Source organism: Faecalibacterium sp. Marseille-P9312 (genome assembly GCF_902497445.1).
Classification (GTDB): Bacteria; Bacillota; Clostridia; order Oscillospirales; family Ruminococcaceae; genus Faecalibacterium; species Faecalibacterium longum.
The window spans coordinates 1-22,058 of the sequence record NZ_CABVEW010000019.1 but is presented as its reverse complement, the minus strand read 5'-3'; the positions used below and the strand labels follow the sequence as shown (position 1 = coordinate 22,058).

18 protein-coding genes and 1 riboswitch are annotated in these 22,058 nt (G+C 60.4%); of the genes, 16 read left to right on the top strand and 2 right to left on the bottom strand.

Features of this window, described 5'->3' with window-relative positions; all coding sequences use genetic code 11:
• Positions 1–182 precede the first annotated feature (182 nt).
• On the bottom strand, positions 183–1,874 hold the full coding sequence (locus tag F3G95_RS12475; RefSeq protein WP_149795213.1) for a M3 family oligoendopeptidase: 1,692 nt from the start codon (positions 1,872–1,874) through the stop codon (positions 183–185).
• A gap of 178 nt (positions 1,875–2,052) precedes the next feature.
• Positions 2,053–2,148, top strand: a riboswitch (THF riboswitch).
• A gap of 151 nt (positions 2,149–2,299) precedes the next feature.
• Here F3G95_RS12475 and F3G95_RS12470 point away from each other — a divergent pair.
• The 7 genes from F3G95_RS12470 (at position 2,300) to F3G95_RS12440 (ending at position 9,829) form a co-directional block, all read left to right on the top strand.
• Positions 2,300–2,815 carry a folate family ECF transporter S component gene (locus F3G95_RS12470; protein WP_149795212.1) on the top strand — a complete coding sequence of 172 codons (516 nt, stop codon included), beginning with the start codon at positions 2,300–2,302 and terminating at the stop codon, positions 2,813–2,815.
• Positions 2,816–3,437: 622 nt separating this feature from the next.
• A complete protein-coding gene (locus tag F3G95_RS12465; protein ID WP_149795211.1) occupies positions 3,438–4,712 on the top strand; it encodes a folylpolyglutamate synthase/dihydrofolate synthase family protein in 1,275 nt (424 codons plus the stop codon).
• A 473-nt stretch (positions 4,713–5,185) separates the two neighbouring features.
• A complete protein-coding gene (locus F3G95_RS12460; RefSeq protein WP_149795210.1) occupies positions 5,186–6,562 on the top strand; it encodes an MATE family efflux transporter in 1,377 nt (458 codons plus the stop codon).
• 19 nt (positions 6,563–6,581) lie between these two features.
• Positions 6,582–7,334, top strand: a complete 753-nt coding sequence (locus F3G95_RS12455; protein ID WP_149795209.1) for an exodeoxyribonuclease III — start codon at positions 6,582–6,584, stop codon at positions 7,332–7,334.
• A 10-nt stretch (positions 7,335–7,344) separates the two neighbouring features.
• The gene (locus F3G95_RS12450; RefSeq protein ID WP_149795208.1) at positions 7,345–7,827 is read left to right on the top strand and encodes a small multi-drug export protein; all 483 of its coding nucleotides are present in this window, start codon (positions 7,345–7,347) and stop codon (positions 7,825–7,827) included.
• Between the two features lie 200 nt (positions 7,828–8,027).
• The gene (locus tag F3G95_RS12445) at positions 8,028–9,416 is read left to right on the top strand and encodes a Sapep family Mn(2+)-dependent dipeptidase (RefSeq protein ID WP_149795207.1); all 1,389 of its coding nucleotides are present in this window, start codon (positions 8,028–8,030) and stop codon (positions 9,414–9,416) included.
• Positions 9,417–9,421: 5 nt separating this feature from the next.
• Positions 9,422–9,829, top strand: coding sequence for a DUF3842 family protein (locus F3G95_RS12440; RefSeq protein ID WP_149795237.1), 408 nt, complete (start codon positions 9,422–9,424; stop codon positions 9,827–9,829).
• A gap of 40 nt (positions 9,830–9,869) precedes the next feature.
• On the opposite strand, the gene epsC is transcribed toward F3G95_RS12440, so the two are convergent.
• Complete coding sequence (epsC, locus tag F3G95_RS12435) at positions 9,870–10,544, bottom strand: serine O-acetyltransferase EpsC (RefSeq protein WP_149795206.1); 675 nt, start codon at positions 10,542–10,544, stop codon at positions 9,870–9,872.
• Positions 10,545–11,030: 486 nt separating this feature from the next.
• Here epsC and F3G95_RS12430 point away from each other — a divergent pair, with 486 nt between their 5' ends.
• The 9 genes from F3G95_RS12430 to F3G95_RS12390 all read left to right on the top strand — a co-directional run bounded on the left by F3G95_RS12430 (position 11,031) and on the right by F3G95_RS12390 (position 21,733).
• A complete protein-coding gene (locus F3G95_RS12430; RefSeq protein WP_015564680.1) occupies positions 11,031–12,221 on the top strand; it encodes a dihydroorotase in 1,191 nt (396 codons plus the stop codon).
• 48 nt (positions 12,222–12,269) lie between these two features.
• A complete protein-coding gene (gene pyrF / locus F3G95_RS12425) occupies positions 12,270–13,136 on the top strand; it encodes an orotidine-5'-phosphate decarboxylase (protein ID WP_015564681.1) in 867 nt (288 codons plus the stop codon).
• On the top strand, positions 13,117–13,887 hold the full coding sequence (locus F3G95_RS12420; RefSeq protein WP_149795205.1) for a dihydroorotate dehydrogenase electron transfer subunit: 771 nt from the start codon (positions 13,117–13,119) through the stop codon (positions 13,885–13,887). Before pyrF ends, F3G95_RS12420 begins: the two co-directional genes overlap by 20 nt.
• Complete coding sequence (locus F3G95_RS12415) at positions 13,887–14,804, top strand: dihydroorotate dehydrogenase (RefSeq protein WP_149795204.1); 918 nt, start codon at positions 13,887–13,889, stop codon at positions 14,802–14,804. Before F3G95_RS12420 ends, F3G95_RS12415 begins: the two co-directional genes overlap by 1 nt.
• A gap of 143 nt (positions 14,805–14,947) precedes the next feature.
• Entirely contained in the window at positions 14,948–15,541 is a 594-nt protein-coding gene (gene pyrE / locus F3G95_RS12410; RefSeq protein ID WP_149795203.1) for an orotate phosphoribosyltransferase, read from the top strand.
• Positions 15,542–15,573: 32 nt separating this feature from the next.
• Positions 15,574–16,683: a carbamoyl phosphate synthase small subunit gene (locus F3G95_RS12405; RefSeq protein WP_149795202.1), complete on the top strand. Its 1,110-nt coding sequence runs from the start codon at positions 15,574–15,576 to the stop codon at positions 16,681–16,683.
• A gap of 1 nt (position 16,684) precedes the next feature.
• Positions 16,685–19,936: a carbamoyl-phosphate synthase large subunit gene (gene carB, locus F3G95_RS12400; RefSeq protein ID WP_149795201.1), complete on the top strand. Its 3,252-nt coding sequence runs from the start codon at positions 16,685–16,687 to the stop codon at positions 19,934–19,936.
• Between the two features lie 139 nt (positions 19,937–20,075).
• On the top strand, positions 20,076–20,384 hold the full coding sequence (locus tag F3G95_RS12395; RefSeq protein WP_015564687.1) for an HU family DNA-binding protein: 309 nt from the start codon (positions 20,076–20,078) through the stop codon (positions 20,382–20,384).
• 161 nt (positions 20,385–20,545) lie between these two features.
• Positions 20,546–21,733 (top strand): DEAD/DEAH box helicase, encoded by a 1,188-nt coding sequence (locus tag F3G95_RS12390; protein WP_015564688.1) that lies wholly within the window; start codon positions 20,546–20,548, stop codon positions 21,731–21,733.
• The last annotated feature ends 325 nt before the right edge of the window (positions 21,734–22,058 follow it).

Here is a 22,058-nt window from a genome sequence, read left to right as displayed (position 1 = left end):
TTTCTTTTCTGCGCCCCGAAAAAAGGGCGCAAAAAGCCCCGGCGGCGTCCAAAGAGCGGACAGCGCCGGGGAGGAAACAGGGAAAATTACAGCTTTGCTTCGGGGAAGCCCTCGAGCTTCGAAGTGCAGTGGGGGCAGCGGACAGCAGGATGCGAGCGGGAGCGAAGCGCCTGAGAGGGCTATCAGACCTGATGCTCTGCGATCCACTGGCTCATCTGCTGGGCGATGGCCTTGATGGAGCCGTCGTTGAACGGCACCTGCAGGCCGGCGGTCTCGCACAGCTCGGTGTAGCTGGCCGTGCCGGCACGGCGGACGAGGCGCAGATAGCGCGCCCATGCATCCTTCTGGTCATGGAGGCTCAGCAGGAAGAACTGCAGAGCGGCCATGGTGGACAGGCAGTAGTCGATATAGTAGAAGGGGCATTCGTAGATGTGGAGCTGACGCTGCCAGCCTGCACCGCGGCCATAGAAGGGCAGAGCGTCAAAGTCGATCCAGGGGCGGTACTTGTGCTCCAGCTCCAGCCAGGTCTGGTTGCGCTGGTCGGGGGTCAGGTCGGGGTTCTGGTACATGATGTGCTGGAACTCATCCACCGCGCAGCCGTAGGCCAGGAAGAGGAAGCTGTCCTCGGCGTGGAGCAGGGCGTACTTGTCGGTGTCCCTGCCGAAGAGCAGGTGGTGCCACGGTGCGGTGAGGAACTCCATGGCCATGGAGTGGATCTCGGCGCTCTCCATGCCGGGGCATTCGAGGTCGGCGGGGATCTTCGGATCGCGCTCAGCCATATAGCCCTCGAAGGCGTGGCCGCACTCGTGGGTCAGAACATCCACGTCAGCGGAAGTATTGTTCCAGTTGGCGAAGATGAAGGGGGCTTTATAGGAGGGCAGGCTGGTCATGTAGCCGCCGGACATCTTGCCGGGGCGGCTCTCGACGTCGAACAGCTCGTTGTCCTGCATGAAGTCGATGAACTCTGCCGTCTCGGGGCTGAGCTCATGGTACATGGTGCGGGCGGCGGACATCCGGGCGTCGTAGCCCTCGATGGGCTTGGGGTTGCCGTCCTTGAAAGCCACCGGCAGGTCGGCAAAAGTGGGGTGCTGGATGCCGGTGCGCTTGTTCTTGAGAGCGATGACCTTCTGCAGCTCCGGCACGACGTCGTGGGCCACCTGATCGCGGAAGCGCTTGATGTCCTCGGGGCCGTAGCCGATGCGGTTCATCCGAACATAGGAAAGTTCGCTGTAGTCGTGATAGCCCATCACCTGAGCCTGCTGGTTCAGGTTCTTGACGATCTTGGTGTACAGCTCGTCCAGCTCGGCGCGGTGGGCGTCGAAGTAACCGGCCTCGGCCTCATAAGCGGCCCGGCGGACGGCGGCATCGGTGCTCTCCTTGTAGGGGCCAAGCTGGGGGATGGTGAGCTGCTTGCCGTCCAACTCCACCAGCGCACCGCCGTAGATCTGCTGGTAGGTGCTGACGAGGGCGTTGTACTCCTGCTGAAGGGCCACGGTGCGCTCGTCCATGCCCAGCACGGCGTTCTTCATGCCGGCCACGCAGGTGGAGCCGAAGGCCTCGGTCAGGGCGTCCACATGGGGGTTGGCGAGGAAGGCGCGGCTGATCTCGACGCTGGCGTTGGACACTGCCGGGCCGTTGGCGTCAAAGAAGTCCTGCTCGGCTTTCCAGTAGGCGTCGCGGGTGTCGCAGGTGTAGTGGATGTTGGCGAGGTTGGCCGCCGTGTTGTAGTCGGCGAAGGCGCGGCTCTGCTCGTAGTAAACCTCCACAAGGGCCTCGCCGCTGTCAGCGGCAGCTGCCTTTGCGGTCAGCTCTTTGCAGCGGGCCAGCAGCGCGTCGATGTCAGGGCGGGTATAGGTCATCTCACTGAATTTCATCGTGATAAATCCTTTCCGGGGCGGGAAAGCCCCTTTCAATATCATGCCCATCTTATCACGTTTGGGCCAAAAAAGAAAGACTTTGAGCATATGTGATAAATTCTGCGGCTTTGTTTTAGCAAACCTGTTGCATCCCGTGATTGAAACAGGGCGAAAAAAAGCATATAATAACAGTATCAACAGAGTAAGGCCATGCGCGTCAAGTGCCGCATCAACGGGGAGTTGTGCTGCGGACGAAGGGAGACCCGCGGTGCATGGCCTGCATCCCGCTGCTGCATGGACTTGGGTGCGGGCGAGGCCGTCTGCACGGCGTCGTCCGGAAGTGAAGTTTGTTGAACTCACGCCCTCCTTTGTGCGGTTTGTCACAGGGGAGGGCGTTTCTTTCTGCTCCCCCGCAGTTCCTGAAAAACAGGAGGACAGTTGATATGAAAAAAGAATCCAGGATCTCCGTGCGCACCCTGACGGCGATGGCCCTGCTCATCGCCATGAGCATCGTCTTTTCCCGGGTGCTGAGCATCTCCACCGGCTTTGTCCGGTTCAATCTGGGCAGTCTGCCGGTGCTGCTGGCGGGCATCCTCTTTGGACCGTGGGCAGGTTTCGTCGTGGGCATGGTGGCCGACATCATCGGCGGCGTGCTGGCTGGCTATGCCATCAATCCGCTCATCACGCTGGGTGCGGCGTCCATCGGCCTGGTCGGCGGCTTGTGCTGGCAGAAGCTTTCTCATCTGCGCACCGGCAACCGGCTGTGGTGCAGTGTGCTGGCGGCACACTTCGTCGGCTCGATGGTCATCAACTCGCTGGCGCTCCACATCTTTTACGGCTATGCATGGGCAGTGCTCATCGCCCGCATCCCGAATGCGCTGGTGCGCACGGCGGTGAATACGGTGCTGCTGCGTATCCTGCTCGAGAATCGGGCGCTGATGGCAGTGGCGAAACGATAAAGGCTTGCGCTCCGCGCGGGCCAGAGCGCAGGGCTGGTTTTTTCTTTGAGCTGGTTCGCGCGCCGGTGGCGCGGGGTTAGAGCGCTTTTTCGCTGGGCTAAGTTCTCTTTTGCGTGCCAAAAGAGAACCAGAAAAGCACCAGCGATTTCGACGCGCTGGATCCACGAGAAAGGGGCTGCTCGCCCCTTTCAGACCCCGAAGGAGTAGTCGAAACGGAAAAAAGCTAGTCGCTGCGCTTAACGCTTTTTTCTCGTTTCTCCGATTTGCTGCTTCGCAGCTGGTGTTACCTCTCTGCTGACGGTAAAGTTCTGCTAAAGCCTGAAATCTTCGGCGAAGCCGTAAAATGGCGGAGAGCGAAAATGCGGTTAAGAGATCTTCGTGCGAATGCACGAATCTCCAGCATTTTTGCTTGGAGCCCACTTCTTCGGAATTGTTAAGGGCGAGCAGCCCTTAACTCGTTGCGGGGAGAGTGGAGTCCAGAGGTAGGGAGGGGGGATTCGAAACACCCCTCCCTATCTCTGGCCCGCGCGGAGCGCAAAGCCATTTGACCGAAAAAGAGAACCAAATCCGCGCCACCGGCGCGCGCAGCCGCTTCCCTAAAAAAATGAAACGAGGCGTTTCTATGAACTACGAATCCGCTTTGGAATACATCCACGCTGTCCAGTGGGCCGGCCACAAGCCGGGCCTCAGCCGCACCCGCACTCTGCTGGCGGCGCTGGGCGACCCCCACAAGAGGCTCCGCTTCGTCCATGTGGCGGGTACCAACGGCAAGGGCAGCACTGCCGCCATGCTGGCGTCCTGCCTGCAGGCGGCGGGGTATAGGGTGGGCCTGTACACTTCGCCTTTCATCAACCGCTTCAACGAGCGCATTCAGGTAAACGGCGAACAGATACCCGACGACGCGCTGGTGCGTCTGGTGGAGCGCGTCCGCCCGGCGGCAGACGCCATGGCTGATGTCCCTACCGAGTTCGAGATCATCACGGCCCTGGGGATGCTCTGGTTCGCGGAGGAAAAGTGCGACATCGTGGTGCTGGAAGTGGGCCTCGGCGGTACGCTGGACTCAACCAACGTCATCGACCCGCCCGAGTGCGCGGTCATCACGGCGCTGGGCATGGACCATGTAAAAGAACTCGGCCCCACCATCGCGGACATCGCCGCCGCCAAGGCCGGCATCATCAAGCCGGGCAGTCCGGTGGTGAGCTACGGCGGTGTGCCGGAAGCGGACGCTGTCATCGCCCGTGTGGCCAAGGAGCAGAACGCGCCTCTCACGGTGGTGGATCTCACCCGCCTCAAAGTGGAGGGCGGCGACCTCGACGCTGTCACCTTCGATTTCGACGGGCTGGACGGCGTTCGTCTGCCCCTCATCGGCAGCTATCAGCCGAAAAACGCCGCCCTCGCCATCACGGCCCTCCGTGTGCTGCGGGGCAGGGGATGGAACATCCCCGACAGCGCCATCCGCACCGGCCTCGAGCGGGTGAGCTGGCCGGGCCGGTTCGAGCTGCTGCGGCATTCGCCCGCTTTCCTGTTGGACGGCAGTCACAACGCCCACGGGATGCGGGCCACCGTCCAGAGCCTCCGGGACCGCTTCCCGGGGCAGAAGTTCGTCTTCCTGCTCAGCATCATGGCCGACAAGGACGTGGACGAGATGCTGGCCCTGCTGCTGCCGCTGGCAAAGCGGTTCGTCACGGTCGCGGCCCACACGCCCCGCGCCATGCCCGCTGAGACGCTGGCAGAACACATCCGCGTCCGGGGCGGAAAGGCTGAGGCAGCGGCGGACATCCCGGCGGGCGTCGCCCGCGCGGTGGAGTTGGGCGGCGACGGCCCGGTGTGTGCGCTGGGGACCCTCTACTTCTCCGGCGATGTCCGGCAGGCGTTCGCCCGGCTGACCGCAGAATAAACAATAAAAAGAAAAGCGATGGCCCAGTGCAGGTGGGTCATCGCTTTTTTGCCCTTTCAGGCAAGCAGGGTAAATGATAAGAAGGTAAATGAAGGAAATAGCAATAATAAGAAGGTAAAAACAAGAAGAAAAACAAGGACACGGGATGCTATGTATCCAACAGCCCGCCTTTGTTGGATACAACGATAGCACGATTACAGAAAAATTACAAGCCCTTTTTTGAAAAAACTTCCCAAAAAGGGGCGGAATGCTGTACTTTTGGCACAACGCACAAATCTCGGAGAGATTCACCGGCAATTTGACGAAGCACGAAACAGCGGGGTGTTTCAAACAAGAACACTATAAATTTTTGTAAGCCGCTCTCCGGCTCTTGCACGGCGGAGAAGGCTGTGCTAAGATGATAGCGTAAAATGAGAAGTTTGCGCTGAAATGAAAAACAGATGTGATATTGCAAACGACAAAGGAGAATATAGATGGTAAAAAATGCGTCAGCTGGCGAAAAGGCCGGCTGGTTCAACGGGCGGACGCCGCTGTTTTCCCAGAAAGACCTGCTGCGGCTGGTGGGGCCGCTGCTCATCGAGCAGTTCCTAGCCGTGACGGTGGGCATGGCCGACACCATGATGGTCTCTCGCTGCGGCGAGGCGGCCATCTCGGGCGTCAGCCTCGTGGATATGATCAACAACCTCATCATCGTGCTGTTTGCGGCGCTGGCCACCGGCGGCGCGGTGGTGGTGAGCCAGTATCTGGGCGCGAAGGAGCAGGAAAAGGCAGATGCCAGTGCGGGCCAGCTCATCCTGCTGAGCGCCATCCTGGGTGCCGTGGTGGCTGCGCTCTGCATCCTCTTCGCCCGGCCCATGATCAGCGCCTGCTACGGCTCCATCGACGCGGACGTTCTGGACGCCGGCGTCCTCTACCTTAAAATAACCGCCCTGAGCTACCCCTTCCTCGCGCTGTACAACGCGGGCGCGGCCCTCTTCCGCAGCATGGGCAACTCCAAGATCTCCATGCAGATCAGCGTCCTCATGAACATCATCAACATCGTGGGCAACGCGGTCTGCATCTTCGGCCTGAAAATGGGCGTCGATGGCGTTGCATGGCCCAGTGTCGTCTCCCGTGTCATCGCGGCGGTGCTCATTCTGGGCCGCTGCTACCAGAAGGGCCATGCCCTCACGGTGCCGAGGACCGTTAAGCTCGATACCGGTATGGCCAAGCGCATCCTCGGCATCGGCGTGCCGTCGGCCTTTGAGAACAGCCTGTTCGAGGCGGGCCGCATCGTCGTGGTGAGCATGATCTCCACTTTCGGTACCGTCCAGATCGCCGCCAACGCCGTCGCCAACAACCTCGATGGTGTGGGCTGCATCCCGGGCAAGGCCATCGGCCTTGCCATGATAACCGTCGTGGGCCGCTGCATCGGTGCAGGGGACAACGAGCAGGCCGTCTATTATACAAAGAAGCTGCTGGGCTGGGCCTATCTCGTCATGGGTGTGCTGAATGGATTGATCCTGATTTTTGTCCGGCCTCTGGTGGGCATTTACGAGCTTTCGGGCGAGACGATGGAGCTCTCCATCATCCTGGCCTGCATCCACGCGGGCTTTGCAATGCTGCTCTGGCCTCTCTCCTTCGTGCTGCCCAACGCCCTGCGCGCCGCCAACGACGTCAGGTTCACGATGATCGTCTCCATCGCCAGCATGGCCTGCTGGCGTGTGGGCTTCAGCTATATCATCGGTGTGCGGATGGGCATGGGTGCCATCGGCGTCTGGATCGCCATGGTGGTGGACTGGGTCTGCCGCGTGACCTGCTTCGTGACCCGCTTCCGCAGCGGCGTCTGGAAAGAAAAATATAAGGCCTGACAACAGAAAGGGACGTTATATGAAACTCATCAGCTGGAACGTGAACGGGCTGCGCGCCTGTCTGACCCACGATTTTGCCGCGAGCTTCGCCGCGCTGGACGCGGACGTGTTCTCGGTGCAGGAGACCAAGATGCAGCCCGGGCAGGCCGATTTCGCCCCCGAGGGCTACACGGAATATACATACTCGGCGGAAAAGAAGGGCTACTCCGGCACAGCCTGCTGGTGCAAGACCGTGCCGCTGAGCGTGACCACCGGCATCGGCATCGAAGAGCACGACCACGAGGGCCGTGTGCTGACGCTGGAATACCCGGAGTTTTACCTCGTCAACTGCTACACTCCCAACAGCCAGGACGGCCTCAAGCGGTTGGACTACCGGATGACATGGGAGGACGCCTTCCGCGCCTACCTGCTGGAGCTGGATGCCAAAAAGCCGGTCATCCTCTGCGGCGATCTGAACGTGGCCCATCAGGAAATTGATATTAAAAATGCCAGGACCAACCGGATGAGCGCCGGTTTTACTGACCAGGAGCGGGCCAAGATGACCGAGCTGCTGGCGGCGGGCTTTACCGACAGCTTCCGCGCCATCCACCCGGACGAGGTGAAATACAGCTGGTGGAGCTACCGTTTCCACGCCCGGGAGAAGAACGCTGGCTGGCGCATCGACTATTTCATCGTCTCGAACCGCATTGCGGACAAGATAAAAGCCGCCGAGATACACAACGAAGTGTTTGGCTCCGACCACTGCCCGGTAGAGCTGGACATCGACTTATAAGGAGGGCTCTATGCTCAAAAGCTATCTCATCGTATTCTTTATCTCGATGCTGCCCCTCATCGAGCTGCGCGGTGCCATCCCGGTGGGCATCGGGATGGGGCTGCCCATCCTGCCGACCTATCTGGTCTGTGTGGTGGGCAATATGCTGCCGGTACCGTTCATCTATCTGTTTGCCCGGAAGGCCCTCATCTGGGGCTACCACAAGCCTATCATCGGCCCCTTTTGCCGTTTCTGCATCGTCAAGGGCGAAAAAGGAGGTCGTGCGCTGGAAGCCAAGGCCGGGCGCGGCCTCGTGGCGGCGCTGCTGCTCTTTGTAGGCATCCCGCTGCCGGGTACCGGCGCATGGACCGGTACGCTGGCTGCGTCCATCCTCGACATGAAGTTCAAAGATGTGCTCATCGCCTGCATGGGCGGCGTGCTGCTGGCCGGGATCATCATGGGTCTGGCAAGCGCAGGTCTTTTGGGAGCGCTGAGCGGTCTGTTTGCGGTATGACCTGCCCGAGGCCGCGAGGCACTACAGTTTCCCGCAGTGAGAGACTTTTTTGTTTTGCATGGGCCTGACCGGCTCGCCAGTGGCTCTCCCTTTGGGAGAGCTGGCGCGTGAGCGCCTGAGAGGGCTGGTTTTCCATCGCAAAGTGTGCTAGAATAACAACAGTGTGTCTTGAGTAAAGACGAAGAAAGGACGAATCAAAGATGCAAGAGGCTTTGAACCAGAAGATCGACGCATTTGTTGCGGAGAACAAAGAGCAGATCCTGAAAGACATTGCCACGCTGGTGTCCATCAACAGCGTGGAGGGTGCCCCGGAAGAGGGCGCACCCTACGGCGCAGGCCCCCGTGCCGCGCTGGACAAGACGCTGGAGCTGGCCGCAGGCATGGGCCTTGCGACCCGCAACTGCGAGAACCATATCGGCTACGCCGAGCTGGCCGGTGCCGATGCCGAGAAGTATCTGGCTACCATCTGCCATGTGGACGTGGTGCCGGAGGGCAACGGCTGGACGGAAGACCCCTTCAAGATGGAGATCCGCGACGGCTGGATGATCGGCCGCGGTGTCGCTGACGACAAAGGCCCCATGGTCGCCACCCTGTACGCCCTGAAGTTCCTCAAAGAGGAGGGCGTCTCCCTGCGCTATCCCATCCGCGCCCTCGTCGGCGACAACGAGGAGACTCACATGCACGATGTGGACTACTACCTCGCCAACTACCCGGCCCCTGTGTTCTGCTTCACCCCGGACGCAGAGTTCCCGGTTTGCAACGGCGAGAAGGGCCACTTCGACGGCAAGCTGGTCAGCCCCGTCTGCAACGGCATCATCAAGGACTTCGTGGGCGGCGTCGCCACCAACGCTGTGCCTGACCGCGCCAGCGCTCTCGTGGCTACCGACATCACCAAGCTGCGCAACGCCCCCAACATCACCCTCGAGCCGGAAGGCGACGGTGTCCGCATCCGCGGCTGGGGCAAGTCCGGCCACGCTGCCATGCCGGAAGGCACTGTCAACGCCATCGGTCTGGTGGTGAACTACCTGCTGGACAATGGCCTCTGCAACGACGCCGAGCGCGCCTATCTGGAAGCCGTCAAGAAGCTGCACGACTCCACCGCAGGCGTGGGCCTCGGCATCGACTGCGCCGACGGCCCCTTCGGCCCGCTGACCATCATCGGCGGCAAGATGTCCATGGTGGATGGCCGGATGGTCCAGACCATGGACAGCCGTTACCCCACCTGCACCGACGGCGACACCATCGCAAAGCAGATCCGTGCCGCCATCGGCACCGGCGCAGAGCTGACGGATGTGGGCAGCGCAAAGCCTTTCTACATCGAGGCTGACACCCCCGCCATCAAGGCCTGCATCGACACCTACAACGAAGTCACCGGCGAGAACGCAACGCCCTTCACCATGGGCGGCGGCACTTACGCCCGCCACTTCCCCTATGCTGTCAGCTTTGGCCCGGAGCACAGTGATATGGTGCTGCCCGAGTTCGGCGGCCCGATGCACGGCGCGAACGAGGCCGCTCCCATCGACAAGCTGCTGGAAGCCCTGAAAATTTATATCATCGCTCTGCTGCGGCTGGAGGAGATCGACTTTTGAGCCGGGTGCGCGTCTTAGTCATTGACGGGCAGGGCGGCGGTCTTGGCCGTCAGCTGACGGCGGCGCTTGCCGCCGGATGCCCGGACATCGAGCTGACCGCCGTAGGAACCAACAGCATCGCGGCTTCGGCCATGCTCAAGGCGGGCGCACACCGCGCCGCCACCGGCGAAAATGCCGTGGTGGTCAACTGCCGCCGGGCGGACATCATCGTCGGCCCCATCGGCATCGTCATCGCCGATTCGCTGCTGGGTGAGATCACCCCGGCCATGGCGGCGGCGGTCTGCCAGAGCAGTGCAGCGCGGGTGCTCATCCCCATCAATCACTGCGATAACATCGTGGTGGGTGTGCCGGACCAGCCCATCGGCCAGCTGGTAGCAGCAGCGGTGGAGAAGGTCAAAGATTTGATACGATAAAAGAAAAACGGAAGCTCTCCCGAGGGAAAGCTTCCGTTTTTTAATGCCTGCGCTGCCGTGCGGCCACCTGCTGGGCCGTGGGGGGAATATCGCCCTGCGCGGCCTTTTCCAGCTGGCCGATGCGGCGGTCGAGGTCGATGAGACGCTGGGCCATGAGGTCCGGCAGGTCCTGCTGGTCGAGGTCGTCGGCGGGATTGATGGCCTTGTTATTGATGCGCACCACTTCGGCAGGGACGCCGACGGCGGTGCAGTTGGCGGGCAGGTTCTTGAGCACCACGCTGCCCGCGCCGATGCGGGCGTTGTCGCCGATATACACCGGACCCAGCACCTTGGTGCCTGCGCCGATCAGGACATTGTCGCCTAGGGTGGGGTGGCGCTTGCCGGTGTCCTTGCCGGTGCCGCCGAGGGTCACGCCGTGGTAGATGGTGCAGTTGTCGCCGATCTCCGCCGTCTCGCCGAAGACGATGCCCATGCCGTGGTCGATGAACAGGCACTTGCCGATCTTCGCGCCGGGGTGTATCTCGATGCCGGTCTTGTGCCGGCCCCGCTGGCTGACCCAACGGGCGAGGAAGAAGTGCTTGTGCTCGAACAGCCAGTGGGCAATGCGGTGATAGACCAGAATGTGAAAGCCCGGGTAAAGCAGGATGACCTCCAGCACCGTGCGTGCCGCAGGGTCCTTGCGCTGGATGTTCCGTGCGTCCTCTAAAAGACCCATAATAGAAAACCTCCATTTTGCCGCCCGCAATGGCGGCCCCCTCTCTGATAGACATTATAATAGCACATCTGAACTTTAATGTACAGTGAAATGGTAGGATATAAGAACAAAAATGAGGATTTTTTTGCACAGGGGCGCTTGCGGCGGGGGAGAAGAGGGACTTTTCGGTAGAGTAGCTAAAATTCGAGGCTTACGGATGCAAACCTTCTCACATGGAAATGAGGGTAAAAGCATTGACACATTTTGCGCTTCTATGATAAAATATATCGAAAAAGAACGGATAGAAAAGGAGACGGGAGCATGAAGGCCAAGATGATGCGCGCAAAACTGAAAAATCAGTTTGCAGCCGTTTTTGCTGTGGCTCCAGTGTTTCCTTTTTTGATGTGCTGACTTTTCCCTTTGCTGGGAAAAGTTTTTTTTTGCCCTTCTGAGGGCAGACACACCCGGACGATGAAACCAGACGAACACAGACAGGGAGGTAATCTTATGCTGCTCATCAACGCTGTCAACGCCGAGGGCCGGCCTGTGGAGCTGTATGTAAAGGACGGAAAGATCGCCGCCGTCGGTCAGGACCTGGCCGCACTGGCCGGAGAAAACGAAACGGTGCTGGACGCCGGAGGACTGACCGTGCTGCCCGCTTTCGTGGACCTGCACTGCCACTGGCGCACGCCGGGCTTCGAGTACAAAGAGGACATTGAAACGGGAAGCCGCGCTGCAGCCGCAGGCGGCTACACCTTCGTGAACCTGATGCCCAACACAAAGCCTGTCTGCTCTTCGGCAGCACAGGCCGCGATGGTGGAACAGAAGGCCGCTGAGGTGGGCCTGTGCGACGTGAACCAGACCGTCTCCATCACCGAGGATTTCGACGGCAAGACCATCGACCACCTCAAGACCCTGCCCGCTTCGGTCAAATTCATCACCGAGGACGGCCACGGTGTGCAGGATAACGCCACCATGGCCCGGGCATTCGCCATCTGCACCCAGCGGGACATCACCGTGATGAGCCACGCCGAGGATATGGAGATCAGCCCCTGGGACTATCGGTTGGCCGAAGACATCGAGACGGTGCGGAACTGCTGGCTGAGCGAGTATTACCAGACCCGCCTGCACATGTGCCACGTCTCCACCCGGGGCGCCATCGAGGCCATCCAGATGGCAAAGCTGCGGGGCGCACCCGTCACCTGCGAGGTGACGCCCCACCATCTCTGGTTTACCAATGACACCTGCGACTACCGCGTCAACCCGCCCATCCGCACCGCCGACGATGTGCAGGCCCTCATCGACGCCATCCGCAGCGGTGTGGTGGACGCCATCGCCACCGACCACGCGCCCCACTCCGAGGAAGACAAGCTCAAGGGCATGGCCGGTATGGTGGGCAGTGAGACGGCTTTCGGCGTCTGCTACACCAAGCTCTGCAAGGAAGAGGGACTTCCTCTCGAGCTGCTGAGCCACCTGATGAGCACCCGCCCGGCGGAAATTCTGGGCCTTGCCAAGGGTCAGCTCGAGCCGGGCTATGACGCCGACTTTGTGCTGGTAGACCTCGACACCCCCTATACCGTGGACAAGAACAAGCTCCACTCCAAGTCCCACAACTGCCCCTTCGACGGTGCGCAGCTCTACGGCAGGGTCTGCGCCACGGTCAAGGGCGGCGAGCTGACCTATCAGGCAGAAGAATAAGCTGCAAATACATTTATATAAAAGAGAGACAAACAGGAGGAACCCCAAATGACGAACATGGATAAGCTTTACGAAGCAGTCGAAGCACGCGGCCCGGTCTGCGTGGGTCTGGACACCGATTTCAGCTACCTGCCCGCAGATTTCGTGGACAGCACCCTCTCCAAAGGCGAGAACATCGTCCGCTTCAACAAGAAGCTCATCGACGCCACCAAGGCCGTCGCGGGCTGCTACAAGGTGCAGATCGCTTACTACGAGTCTCTTGGCCTTGAGGGTCTGAAGGCCTATGCCGACACCCTGAAGGCTGTCCGCGAGGCCGGTGTGCCGGTCATCGCCGACATCAAGCGCGGCGACATCGCCAAGACCGCTGAGATGTACGCTATGGGCCACTTTACCGGCGACTTTGAGGCCGACTTTGTCACGCTGGCTCCCTACATGGGTCTGGACTCCATCAGCCCCTATCTGCCCTACGCAGAAAAGCAGGGCAAGGGTATGTTCGTCCTCTGCCGCACCTCCAACGGCGGCGCAAAGGATTTCGAGTATGAGAAGCTGGCCGATGGCCGCCATGTCTACGACCTCGTGGGCGACAAGCTGAACGCCCTCGGCAAGGACTACATGGGTGAGCACGGCTATTCTTCCATCGGTCTGGTCATCGGCGGCACTCACATCGAAGAGGCTACCGAGATCCGTGCAAAGTATCAGGACAGCTTCTTCCTCATCCCCGGCTACGGCGCACAAGGCGGCAAGGCCGAGGACATCGCCCAGTATCTGTCGAAGGGCAACGGCGGCGTGGTCAACTCCAGCCGCGGCATCCTGCTGGCCTACAAGAAGCAGCCGGGCGCAGCCTTCGACGAGGCCGCTTACAACGAGTGTGTGAACATGAAGGAGGCCATTGCCCATGCGTGCAGCCTGCTGTGAGGCCACTGTCCTGCGCCACGAGGTCATCGCGGACGACATCCGCCTGCTGACCGCCCTCTGGCCGGACCGCGAGCATGCCCCCCACGCGGGGCAGTTCTTCACCCTGCGTGCCTGGGGCGCAGATGAAGCGCCCTTCCTGTCCCGGCCCATCAGCGTCCACAAGTGGGATGCCGAGACCCGGACCGTCGAGTTCCTGTACGCCGTCGTGGGCGAGGGGACCCGCAAGCTGACGGCCCTGAAAAAGGGTGACAGCTTCCAGCTCACCGGCCCCATGGGCAACGGCTTCGATGTGGCCGACATCCTGAGCAAGTATCAGAAGATCGCCGTCGTGGGCGGCGGCATCGGCACCGCCCCCATGTACCAGCTCACCCGGGAGCTGGCGGCTGGCGGCGTCAAGCCGGACGTCTTCTTCGGCTTCCGCGATAAGCCCTACTGCATGGAAGAGTACCGCTCCATCGCGGGCATCGTCAAGGTGTCCACCGACACCGGCGCGGTGGGTTTCCACGGTTTCGTCACCCAGCTGTATGACCCGGCGGATTACGATGTGGTGCTGGTGTGCGGCCCCACGGTCATGATGCGGAATGCCGCCCGCCTCTGCGCGGAGAAGGGGACTCCCTGCTTCGTCAGTCTGGAAAAGAAGATGGCCTGCGGCATCGGTGCCTGCCTCGGCTGCACCTGCGAGACCAGGAGCGGCGAGGGCAAGAGCGTGTGCAAGAATGGCCCTGTGTTTGATGCAGCGGAGGTGTTCTGATGGCAGACTTGAAAACGAACCTGCTGGGCTTTACCATGAACAGCCCCATCATCGGGGCCTCCGGCACGGTGGGCTACGGCGTGGAATACGAAGAGCTGGCTGATTTCAGCAAGATCGGCGGCATCTCGGGCAAGGGCCTGACCCTGCACGGCCAGTACGGCAACAAGGGCGAGCGCCTGTGGGAGACGCCCTCGGGCCTCATCAACAGCATCGGCCTGCAGAACCCCGGCGTCCAGCACTTCATTGATGTGGAGCTGGGCGAGATGCTGGAGCTCAAGCAGAAGTACGGCACGGTGGCCATTGCCAACCTCGGCGGCCACAGCGAGGAAGAGTACGTCGAGGGCGCAGCCATGCTGAGCGAGAGCGGCGTGGACATCGTGGAGCTGAACATCTCCTGCCCCAACGTCAAGGTGGGCGGCATGGCCTACGGCGTCAAGGCGGAAGCTGCCGGTGAGGTGGTGCGGATGGTCCGCGACGCCTGCAAAAAGCCCCTGATGGTCAAGCTCAGCCCGCAGGCCGAGAACATCCCCGAGATGTGCAAGGCCGTGGAAGCCGCCGGTGCGGACGCCATCAGCCTGACCAACACCTTCCAAGCCTGCGCCATCGATTTGGAGAAGCGCCGCCCGGTGTTCGACAACATCTTTGCCGGCCTGTCCGGCCCGGCGGTGCGCCCCATCGCCCTGCGGATGGTCTGGCAGGCCGTCGGCGCGGTGAACATCCCGGTCGTGGGCCTCGGAGGCATCGCCACCGGTAAGGATGCACTGGAATTCATCATGGCCGGTGCCACGGCGGTGCAGGTGGGTGCAGCAAACTTCGCCAACCCCCGCGCCATGGAGACCATCGCCGAAGAAATGGCGGCCTGGATGGACGCCCACGGCGTCAAGACGCTGGACGAGATCCGCGGCTGCGCACGCTGAGCGAATAAAACAGAGATTAAACGTATGTAATTTGCATTTATTCATCAATTCTTAAAATTTATGAATAAATTTGCGTTTTGACAAAATGCGTGGTACAATACCGCATGAACGAAAACAACAGAGTATAGAGAGGGAAAAATATCATGAGTGAAGCACTTGAAATTCTGAAGAGCTGTGACGCATTTCTGGAAGGCCACTTCCTGCTGTCTTCTGGCCGCCATTCCAGCGCATACTGCCAGATGGCATATCTGCAGCAGTACCCCGACCGCTGCGCCGAGGTCATGAAAGCTGTGGCCGATAAGATCAAGGAGATGGACGTGGATGTCATCGTCGGACCTGCCATGGGCGGCATCGTCTACGCCTACGAGCTGGCCCGCCAGACCGGCAAGCGCGCCATCTTCACCGAGCGCGTGGACAACGTGATGACCCTGAAGCGCTTCGCCATCCATCCGGGTGAGAAGTGCCTCATCGCTGAGGACGTTGTGACCACCGGCATCTCCTCTCTGGAGACCAAGCGTGTCATCGAAGAGGCCGGCGGCGTCTGCCTGGGCATCACCTGCGTGGTGGACCGCACCAAGCCCGAGGCTCCGTCTCCCATCCCCATCGTGGCCAGCGCTCTCAAGCTGGACCTGCCCAACTACGCCCCCGAGGAGTGCCCCATCTGCAAGGAGGGCAAGCTGCCTCTGGTGCATCTGGGCAGCCGCAAGATGAAGCAGGAAGCCAAGCAGACCCTGTAAATGCGCAGGCGTGTTGAAGCGAGGAGTATCTAATGAACGCATATCTTCTTTTGGCAAATGGCATGGTCTTTGCCGGCCAGTCGGTGGGCGCTGAGGGCGTCACCGTGGGCGAGGTCGTCTTTGCCACCGGCATGGTGGGCTTTCAGGAGACGCTGACCGACCCCAGCTACTACGGCCAGATCATCACCCAGACCTACCCCCTCATCGGCAACTACGGCATGAATAAGGACGACATGGAGTCGGATAAGATCTGGGCCAAGGGTTATATCGTCCGCGAGGCCTGCCAGACCCCGTCCAACTGGCGCTGTGAGGAGACGCTGGACAGCTTTCTGAAGAAAAACAATACCATCGGCATCGAGGGCATCGACACCCGCCACCTCACCCGCATCATCCGGGAGAGCGGCGTTATGAACGGTGCCATCCTGACCACCTTCGACCCCGCTGACCCGGCCAACAAAGCCGAGACGGATAAGCTGCTGGAAGAGATCCGCGCTTACGCCGTCACCGACGCCGTGAAGAGCGTCACCTGTGCAGAGCCCGAGGTCTACAATGAGAAGGGCGAGACCCATATCGTACTGATGCACTACGGCTGCAAGCGGAATATCATCCGCTGCCTCGTCAAGCGCGGCTGCAAGGTGACGGTCATGCCCGCCTTTGCCACCGCTGAGGAAGTCGCTGCCCTGGACCCGGACGGCATCATGCTCTCCAACGGCCCCGGCGACCCCGCCGAGCCGGTGGAGGTCATCGAGAACCTCAAGCATATCTTTGAGCTGAATATCCCCACCTTCGGCATCTGCCTCGGCCACCAGCTCTCCGCTCTGGCCGCTGGCGCCAAGACCATGAAGCTCAAGTACGGCCACCGCGGCGCCAACCAGCCCGTCACCGACTTCGAGTCGGGCCGCACCTTCATCACCAGCCAGAACCACGGCTATGCAGTCGTGGGCGATGAGCTGCCCGCCGAGATGGGCGAGGTGGCTCAGGTGAACGCCAACGACGGCACCTGCGAGGGCATCAAGTACAAAAAGTGGAACTGCTTCACCGTCCAGTTCCACCCCGAAGCCAACGGCGGCCCCAAGGACACCGAGTTCCTGTTCGACCGCTTCCTGAACAACGTCAAAGCAGCAAAGAAGGAGGCACGCTGAAATGCCTAAGGACCCCAGAATCAAAAAAGTGCTGGTCATCGGCTCCGGCCCCATCATCATCGGTCAGGCTGCTGAATTCGACTACTCCGGCACCCAGGCGTGCCGCGCCCTGAAAGCAGAGGGCATCGAGACCGTTCTGCTCAACTCCAACCCCGCTACCATCATGACCGACCCCGACGTGGCCGACCATGTTTATATCGAGCCCATGACCCTCGAGGTCGTGGAGCGCATCCTCGACATCGAGAAGCCCGACTCCGTGCTGCCCAACCTCGGCGGCCAGATGGGCCTGAACCTCTCCATGGAGCTGGCCCGTTCCGGCTACCTCGACCGCACCGGCATCCGTCTGCTGGCCTGCAAGCCCGAGACCATCGACCGCGCCGAGGACCGCGAGCTGTTCAAGGAGACGATGGAGAAGCTGCATCAGCCCATCATCCCCTCCGAGGTCGTGGAGACACTGGAAGACGCTCTGGCCTGCGCCGACCGCATCGGCTACCCGGTCATCGTCCGCCCCGCCTTCACCATGGGCGGCACCGGCGGCGGCATCTGCGAGAACAAGGCAAAGCTCATTGAGATCGGCACCAACGGCCTCCGTCTTTCCCCCATCCATCAGATCCTGGTGGAAAAGTGCATCGCGGGCTGGAAAGAGATCGAGTACGAGGTCATGCGCGACCACAAGGGCAACGTCATCACCGTCTGCAACATGGAGAACCTTGACCCTGTCGGCATCCACACCGGTGACTCCGTGGTCGTGGCACCCTCCCAGACCCTGAGCGACCACGAGTACCAGATGCTGCGCACCGCTGCGCTGGACATTATTACTGAGCTGGGTATTGAGGGCGGCTGCAACTGCCAGTTTGCCCTGAAGCCCGACAGCTTTGACTACGCGGTCATCGAGGTCAACCCCCGTGTGTCCCGCTCTTCCGCTCTGGCTTCCAAGGCCACCGGCTACCCCATCGCCAAGGTGGCGACCAAAATCGCCATCGGCTACACGCTGGATGAGATCACCAACGACGTCACCGGCAAGACCTGCGCCTGCTTCGAGCCTGCGCTGGACTACATCGTGGTCAAGTACCCGAAGTGGCCCTTTGATAAGTTCGTCTACGCCGACAAGTCTCTGGGTACCCAGATGATGGCCACCGGCGAGGTCATGAGCATCGGCAACAGCTTTGAGGCTGCCATGATGAAGGCCGTCTCTTCCATCGAGCTGGGCATGGACACTCTGACCCACAAGCCCTTCGAGGAGCTGAGCGACGACGAGATCGTGGACCACATGCATGTGCAGGATGCCGAGCGCGTCTTCTGCGTCTATGAGGCCCTCAAGCGCGGCATCGACCACGAGACCATTTACCGCATCACCAAGATCGACTGGTGGTTCCTCGACAAGATGCAGCATCTGGCAGACCTCGAAAAGGGTCTGGCCAAGTGCGAGGGCGTCCTGAGCGAGGCCCAGTATAAGGAAGCCAAGAAGTACGGCTTCCAGGATAAGACCATCAAGCGTCTGGCCAAGGTGGACAAGCTCCCCGTGGAGAACTACCGCGCCGGCTTCAAGATGGTCGATACCTGTGCCGCTGAGTTCTCGGCCAACACCCCTTACTTCTACTCCACCTACGACGGCGACAACGAAGCCGCCGAGTTCATCGCGGAGAAGGAGGCCAAGGCTGCCGAGAAGGGCGAGCCCAAGAAAAAGAAAGTCCTCGTCTTCGGTTCCGGCCCCATCCGCATCGGTCAGGGCATCGAGTTCGACTACTGCTCTGTCCACTGCGTCTGGACCCTCAAGAAGCACGGCTGTGAGGCTATCCTCGTCAACAACAACCCCGAGACGGTCTCCACTGACTTCGACCCCGGCGACCGCCTGTATTTCGACCCGCTGAACCCCGAGAGCGTGGACAACATCATTGCGACCGAGAAGCCCGACGCCTGCGTTGTTCAGTTTGGCGGTCAGACTGCCATCAAGCTGGCAAAGCATATGGACGAGATCGGTCTGCCCATCCTCGGCACCCCGGCGGATGCCATCGACGAGGCCGAAGACCGTGAGCGCTTCGACGAGCTGCTGGAGCGCTGCAGCATCCCCCGCGCACCCGGCCGCACTGTCTTCAATCTGGAAGAGGCTCTGGCCGCAGCCGACGAGATCGGCCTGCCTGTTCTGATGCGTCCTTCCTACGTCCTCGGCGGTCAGAACATGATCGTGGCCTACACGAAGGCCGACGTCATCGAGTATATGGGCGTCATCACCGAGCACGTCGATATGGACCACCCCGTCCTGCTGGATAAGTACATCATGGGTACCGAGTGCGAGGTGGACGCCATCTGCGACGGCGAGAACTACCTCATCCCCGGCATCATGGAGCAGGTGGAGCGCACCGGCGTCCACTCCGGCGACTCCATCTGCGTCTACCCGGCCCAGCACTTGACTCAGGCCGAGATCGACACGATGGTGGACTACACCGGCCGCTTTGCCCGTGAGCTCCACGTCACCGGTCTGGTCAACGTCCAGTATGCGGTCTCCAACGGCAAAGTGTACGTCATCGAGGTCAACCCCCGTTCCTCCCGTACCGTGCCGTATATCTCCAAGGTCACCGGCGTCCCGATGGTCGATCTGGCCGTCCGCTGCTGCCTCGGCGAGAAGCTCACCGATATGGGCTACGGCACCGGTCTGCACCCCAACGCCCCCTATGTGGCCGTCAAGGTGCCTGTCTTCAGCTTCGAGAAGCTCCACGGCGTCGATACCCAGTTCGGCCCTGAGATGAAGTCTACCGGCGAGGTGCTGGGCATTGCTCCCAACTTCCACGACGCCCTGCTCAAGGGTCTTATCGGCGCGGGCTACACCTTCAAGACCCCCGGCCCGGCTTCCTGCTGCATCTTCACCGTGAAGGACAGCGACAAGCCTGAGTTCGTGGACATCGCCTGGAAGCTCAAGAGCATGGGCTATAAGCTCTACGGAACCTCCGGCACCTGTGCATGGCTCAATAAGCACATGGTCCCCTGCAACGAGGTGCGGAATATGTCCGGTGAAGCGCCGAATATCGTGGACCTGCTGCAGAGCGGTCTGGTGGACTATGTCTTCTCCACCAGCGCCAAGGGCCGCGACCCCAAACGCGATTCCGTCCGCCTGCGCCGCAAGGCCGTGGAGCTCAGCATCCCCTGCATCACCGCCGTGGATACCGCCAACGCTCTGGTCGACTGTCTGCGCAGCGACCACAGCATGAAGGACATCCCGCTGGTGGATATTGCAACGCTGTATCATAAAAAATAATCCCGCTCTATTACTTCGTGCGCAAAAATATACCGTTTGTGCGCAGCCCCTCGTAATGAGGGGCTGCATTTGTTATACTCAACAACGCAAAATTTGCCAAAAGACGTTACTTTTGGACGTTCCAGGAGGATATAGATACATGACTCGTTCCCAGATGATCGAAACCGTGGCACGCAAGACCGGCTTTACCGAAGCTCAGGTCGAGACCACGATGGATGCACTGTTTGACCAGATCGCCGATTGCCTGCGTGCCGACGAAAAGGTCACCATCGCTGGCTTTGGCCGCTTTGAGATGCGTCCCCGCAAGCCGAAGGCTTACACCAATCCCAAGACCAAGGTCTCCAGCCGTCTGGAGTCTACCTCTATCCCCGGCTTCAAGGCCAGTGGTCGCTTCAAGCAGAAGCTTGAGTCTGGCCGTGCTGCCAAGAGCGTCGAAGAGACTGCCTGATAGGACCTGAACCCAAAGCGCCGCATCCTTGACCCGGGATGCGGCGCTTTTTTGCTGACAGAATGCGATTTTCATGGTATACTGGGCATATCATAACGAAAAGCGGCCCTCAGAGGGCATTGCGCGGAAGAGAAAAGAAAAAGAACGGAGTAGAGGAATCCATGCTTTACAGCGAATTACAGTGCAGCGAGGCCATCCATAAGGCCGTAGAGCGGATGGGCTTTGCGGAAATGACCGAGGTGCAGGAAAAGACCATCCCCGTCATGCTGGCCGGGCGTGACGTCATCGCCAAGGCCCCTACCGGCACTGGCAAGACCTGCGCTTTCGGCATCCCGGTGGCCGAGCACATCGACCCGGCCCTCAAGGCCCCGCAGGCCGTCATTCTGGCCCCCACCCGTGAGCTGGCTCAGCAGATCGCCGAAGAACTCACCGGGCTGACCTATTTTATGCCGGAAGTGCAGGTGGTCTGCGTTTACGGCGGTGCGAATATGGAAAAGCAGGCCAAGCGCCTCGCCGAGGGCTGTCAGATCGTGGTGGCGACCCCGGGCCGCCTCATGGACCACTACAAGCACCACAACATTGACCTCGACCATGTGACGCAGGTGGTCCTCGACGAGGCTGACGAGATGCTGAACATGGGCTTCTATAAGGACGTGAAGCATATCATCGGCCTGATGAAGGCCCGCAAGTCCCTCTCGATGTTCTCGGCCACCATCAGCCGCGAGGTGATGGACATCGGCTGGATGTATCAGAAGGACGCCGAGGAGATCACTGTCCAGCCCAAGGAGGAGAGCCAGCCCAAGATCACCCAGTATATGCTGGAGACCTCCGGACGCAACAAACTGTCCGATCTGGCCCAGATCATCATTGGGGAGGGCTACAAGCGGGTCATGGTCTTCTGCGATACCAAATTCAATACGGCGGCTCTGGCGAACCAGCTGGCCCGTCTGGGCTTCTCTGTGGACTGCCTCCACGGCGACCTCTCCCAGAACGAGCGCAACCGCATCATGCAGAACTTCCGTGACGGAAAGCTGAATGTGCTGGTAGCCACCGATGTGGCGGCCCGCGGCATCGACGTCTCGGATGTGGATGCTGTCATCAACTACGACGTCCCCGGCGATAATGAGCACTACACTCACCGCATCGGCCGCACAGGCCGCGCAAAGAAGGAGGGTGTGAGCTATCTGTTCTATGTGCCGGAGGAGAAGAAGCGGGTACAGGAGCTGCTGCGCCTGACCCGTAACACCGATCTGTGTACGCCGGTGCATTTCGATTTCAACCATGAGCATATCGTGGTGGAGAAAAAGCAGGACAGTGCCGACCGGTTTCAAATCAAGTGCTACTTCTGATGAGATGATAAGATAAGAATAAGAGCGGGTGCTTTTGAGGGTAGAAATGCCTTAAAAGCACCCGCTCTGCTTCTATATTATAATAAGAAAGATAGAGAGCAAAAAACAGGATAAAACGGGGAGAAAAACTGGAGAAAAAGTCCAAAAGCGAAAAAAGAGTAAAAAACTTGCAAAAAAGGCTTGCAAAGTAGCCCGGCATATGGTATTATACTTGAGCGCCAAGCGCTGAGACAAAAGAATGACTTCTGAGTCCCAGCTGGAAGTAAAGCGAAAAGAACCAATAGACGTCCGAAAGTTCCGGTCAGCGCCGAGAAACTGAGAATGC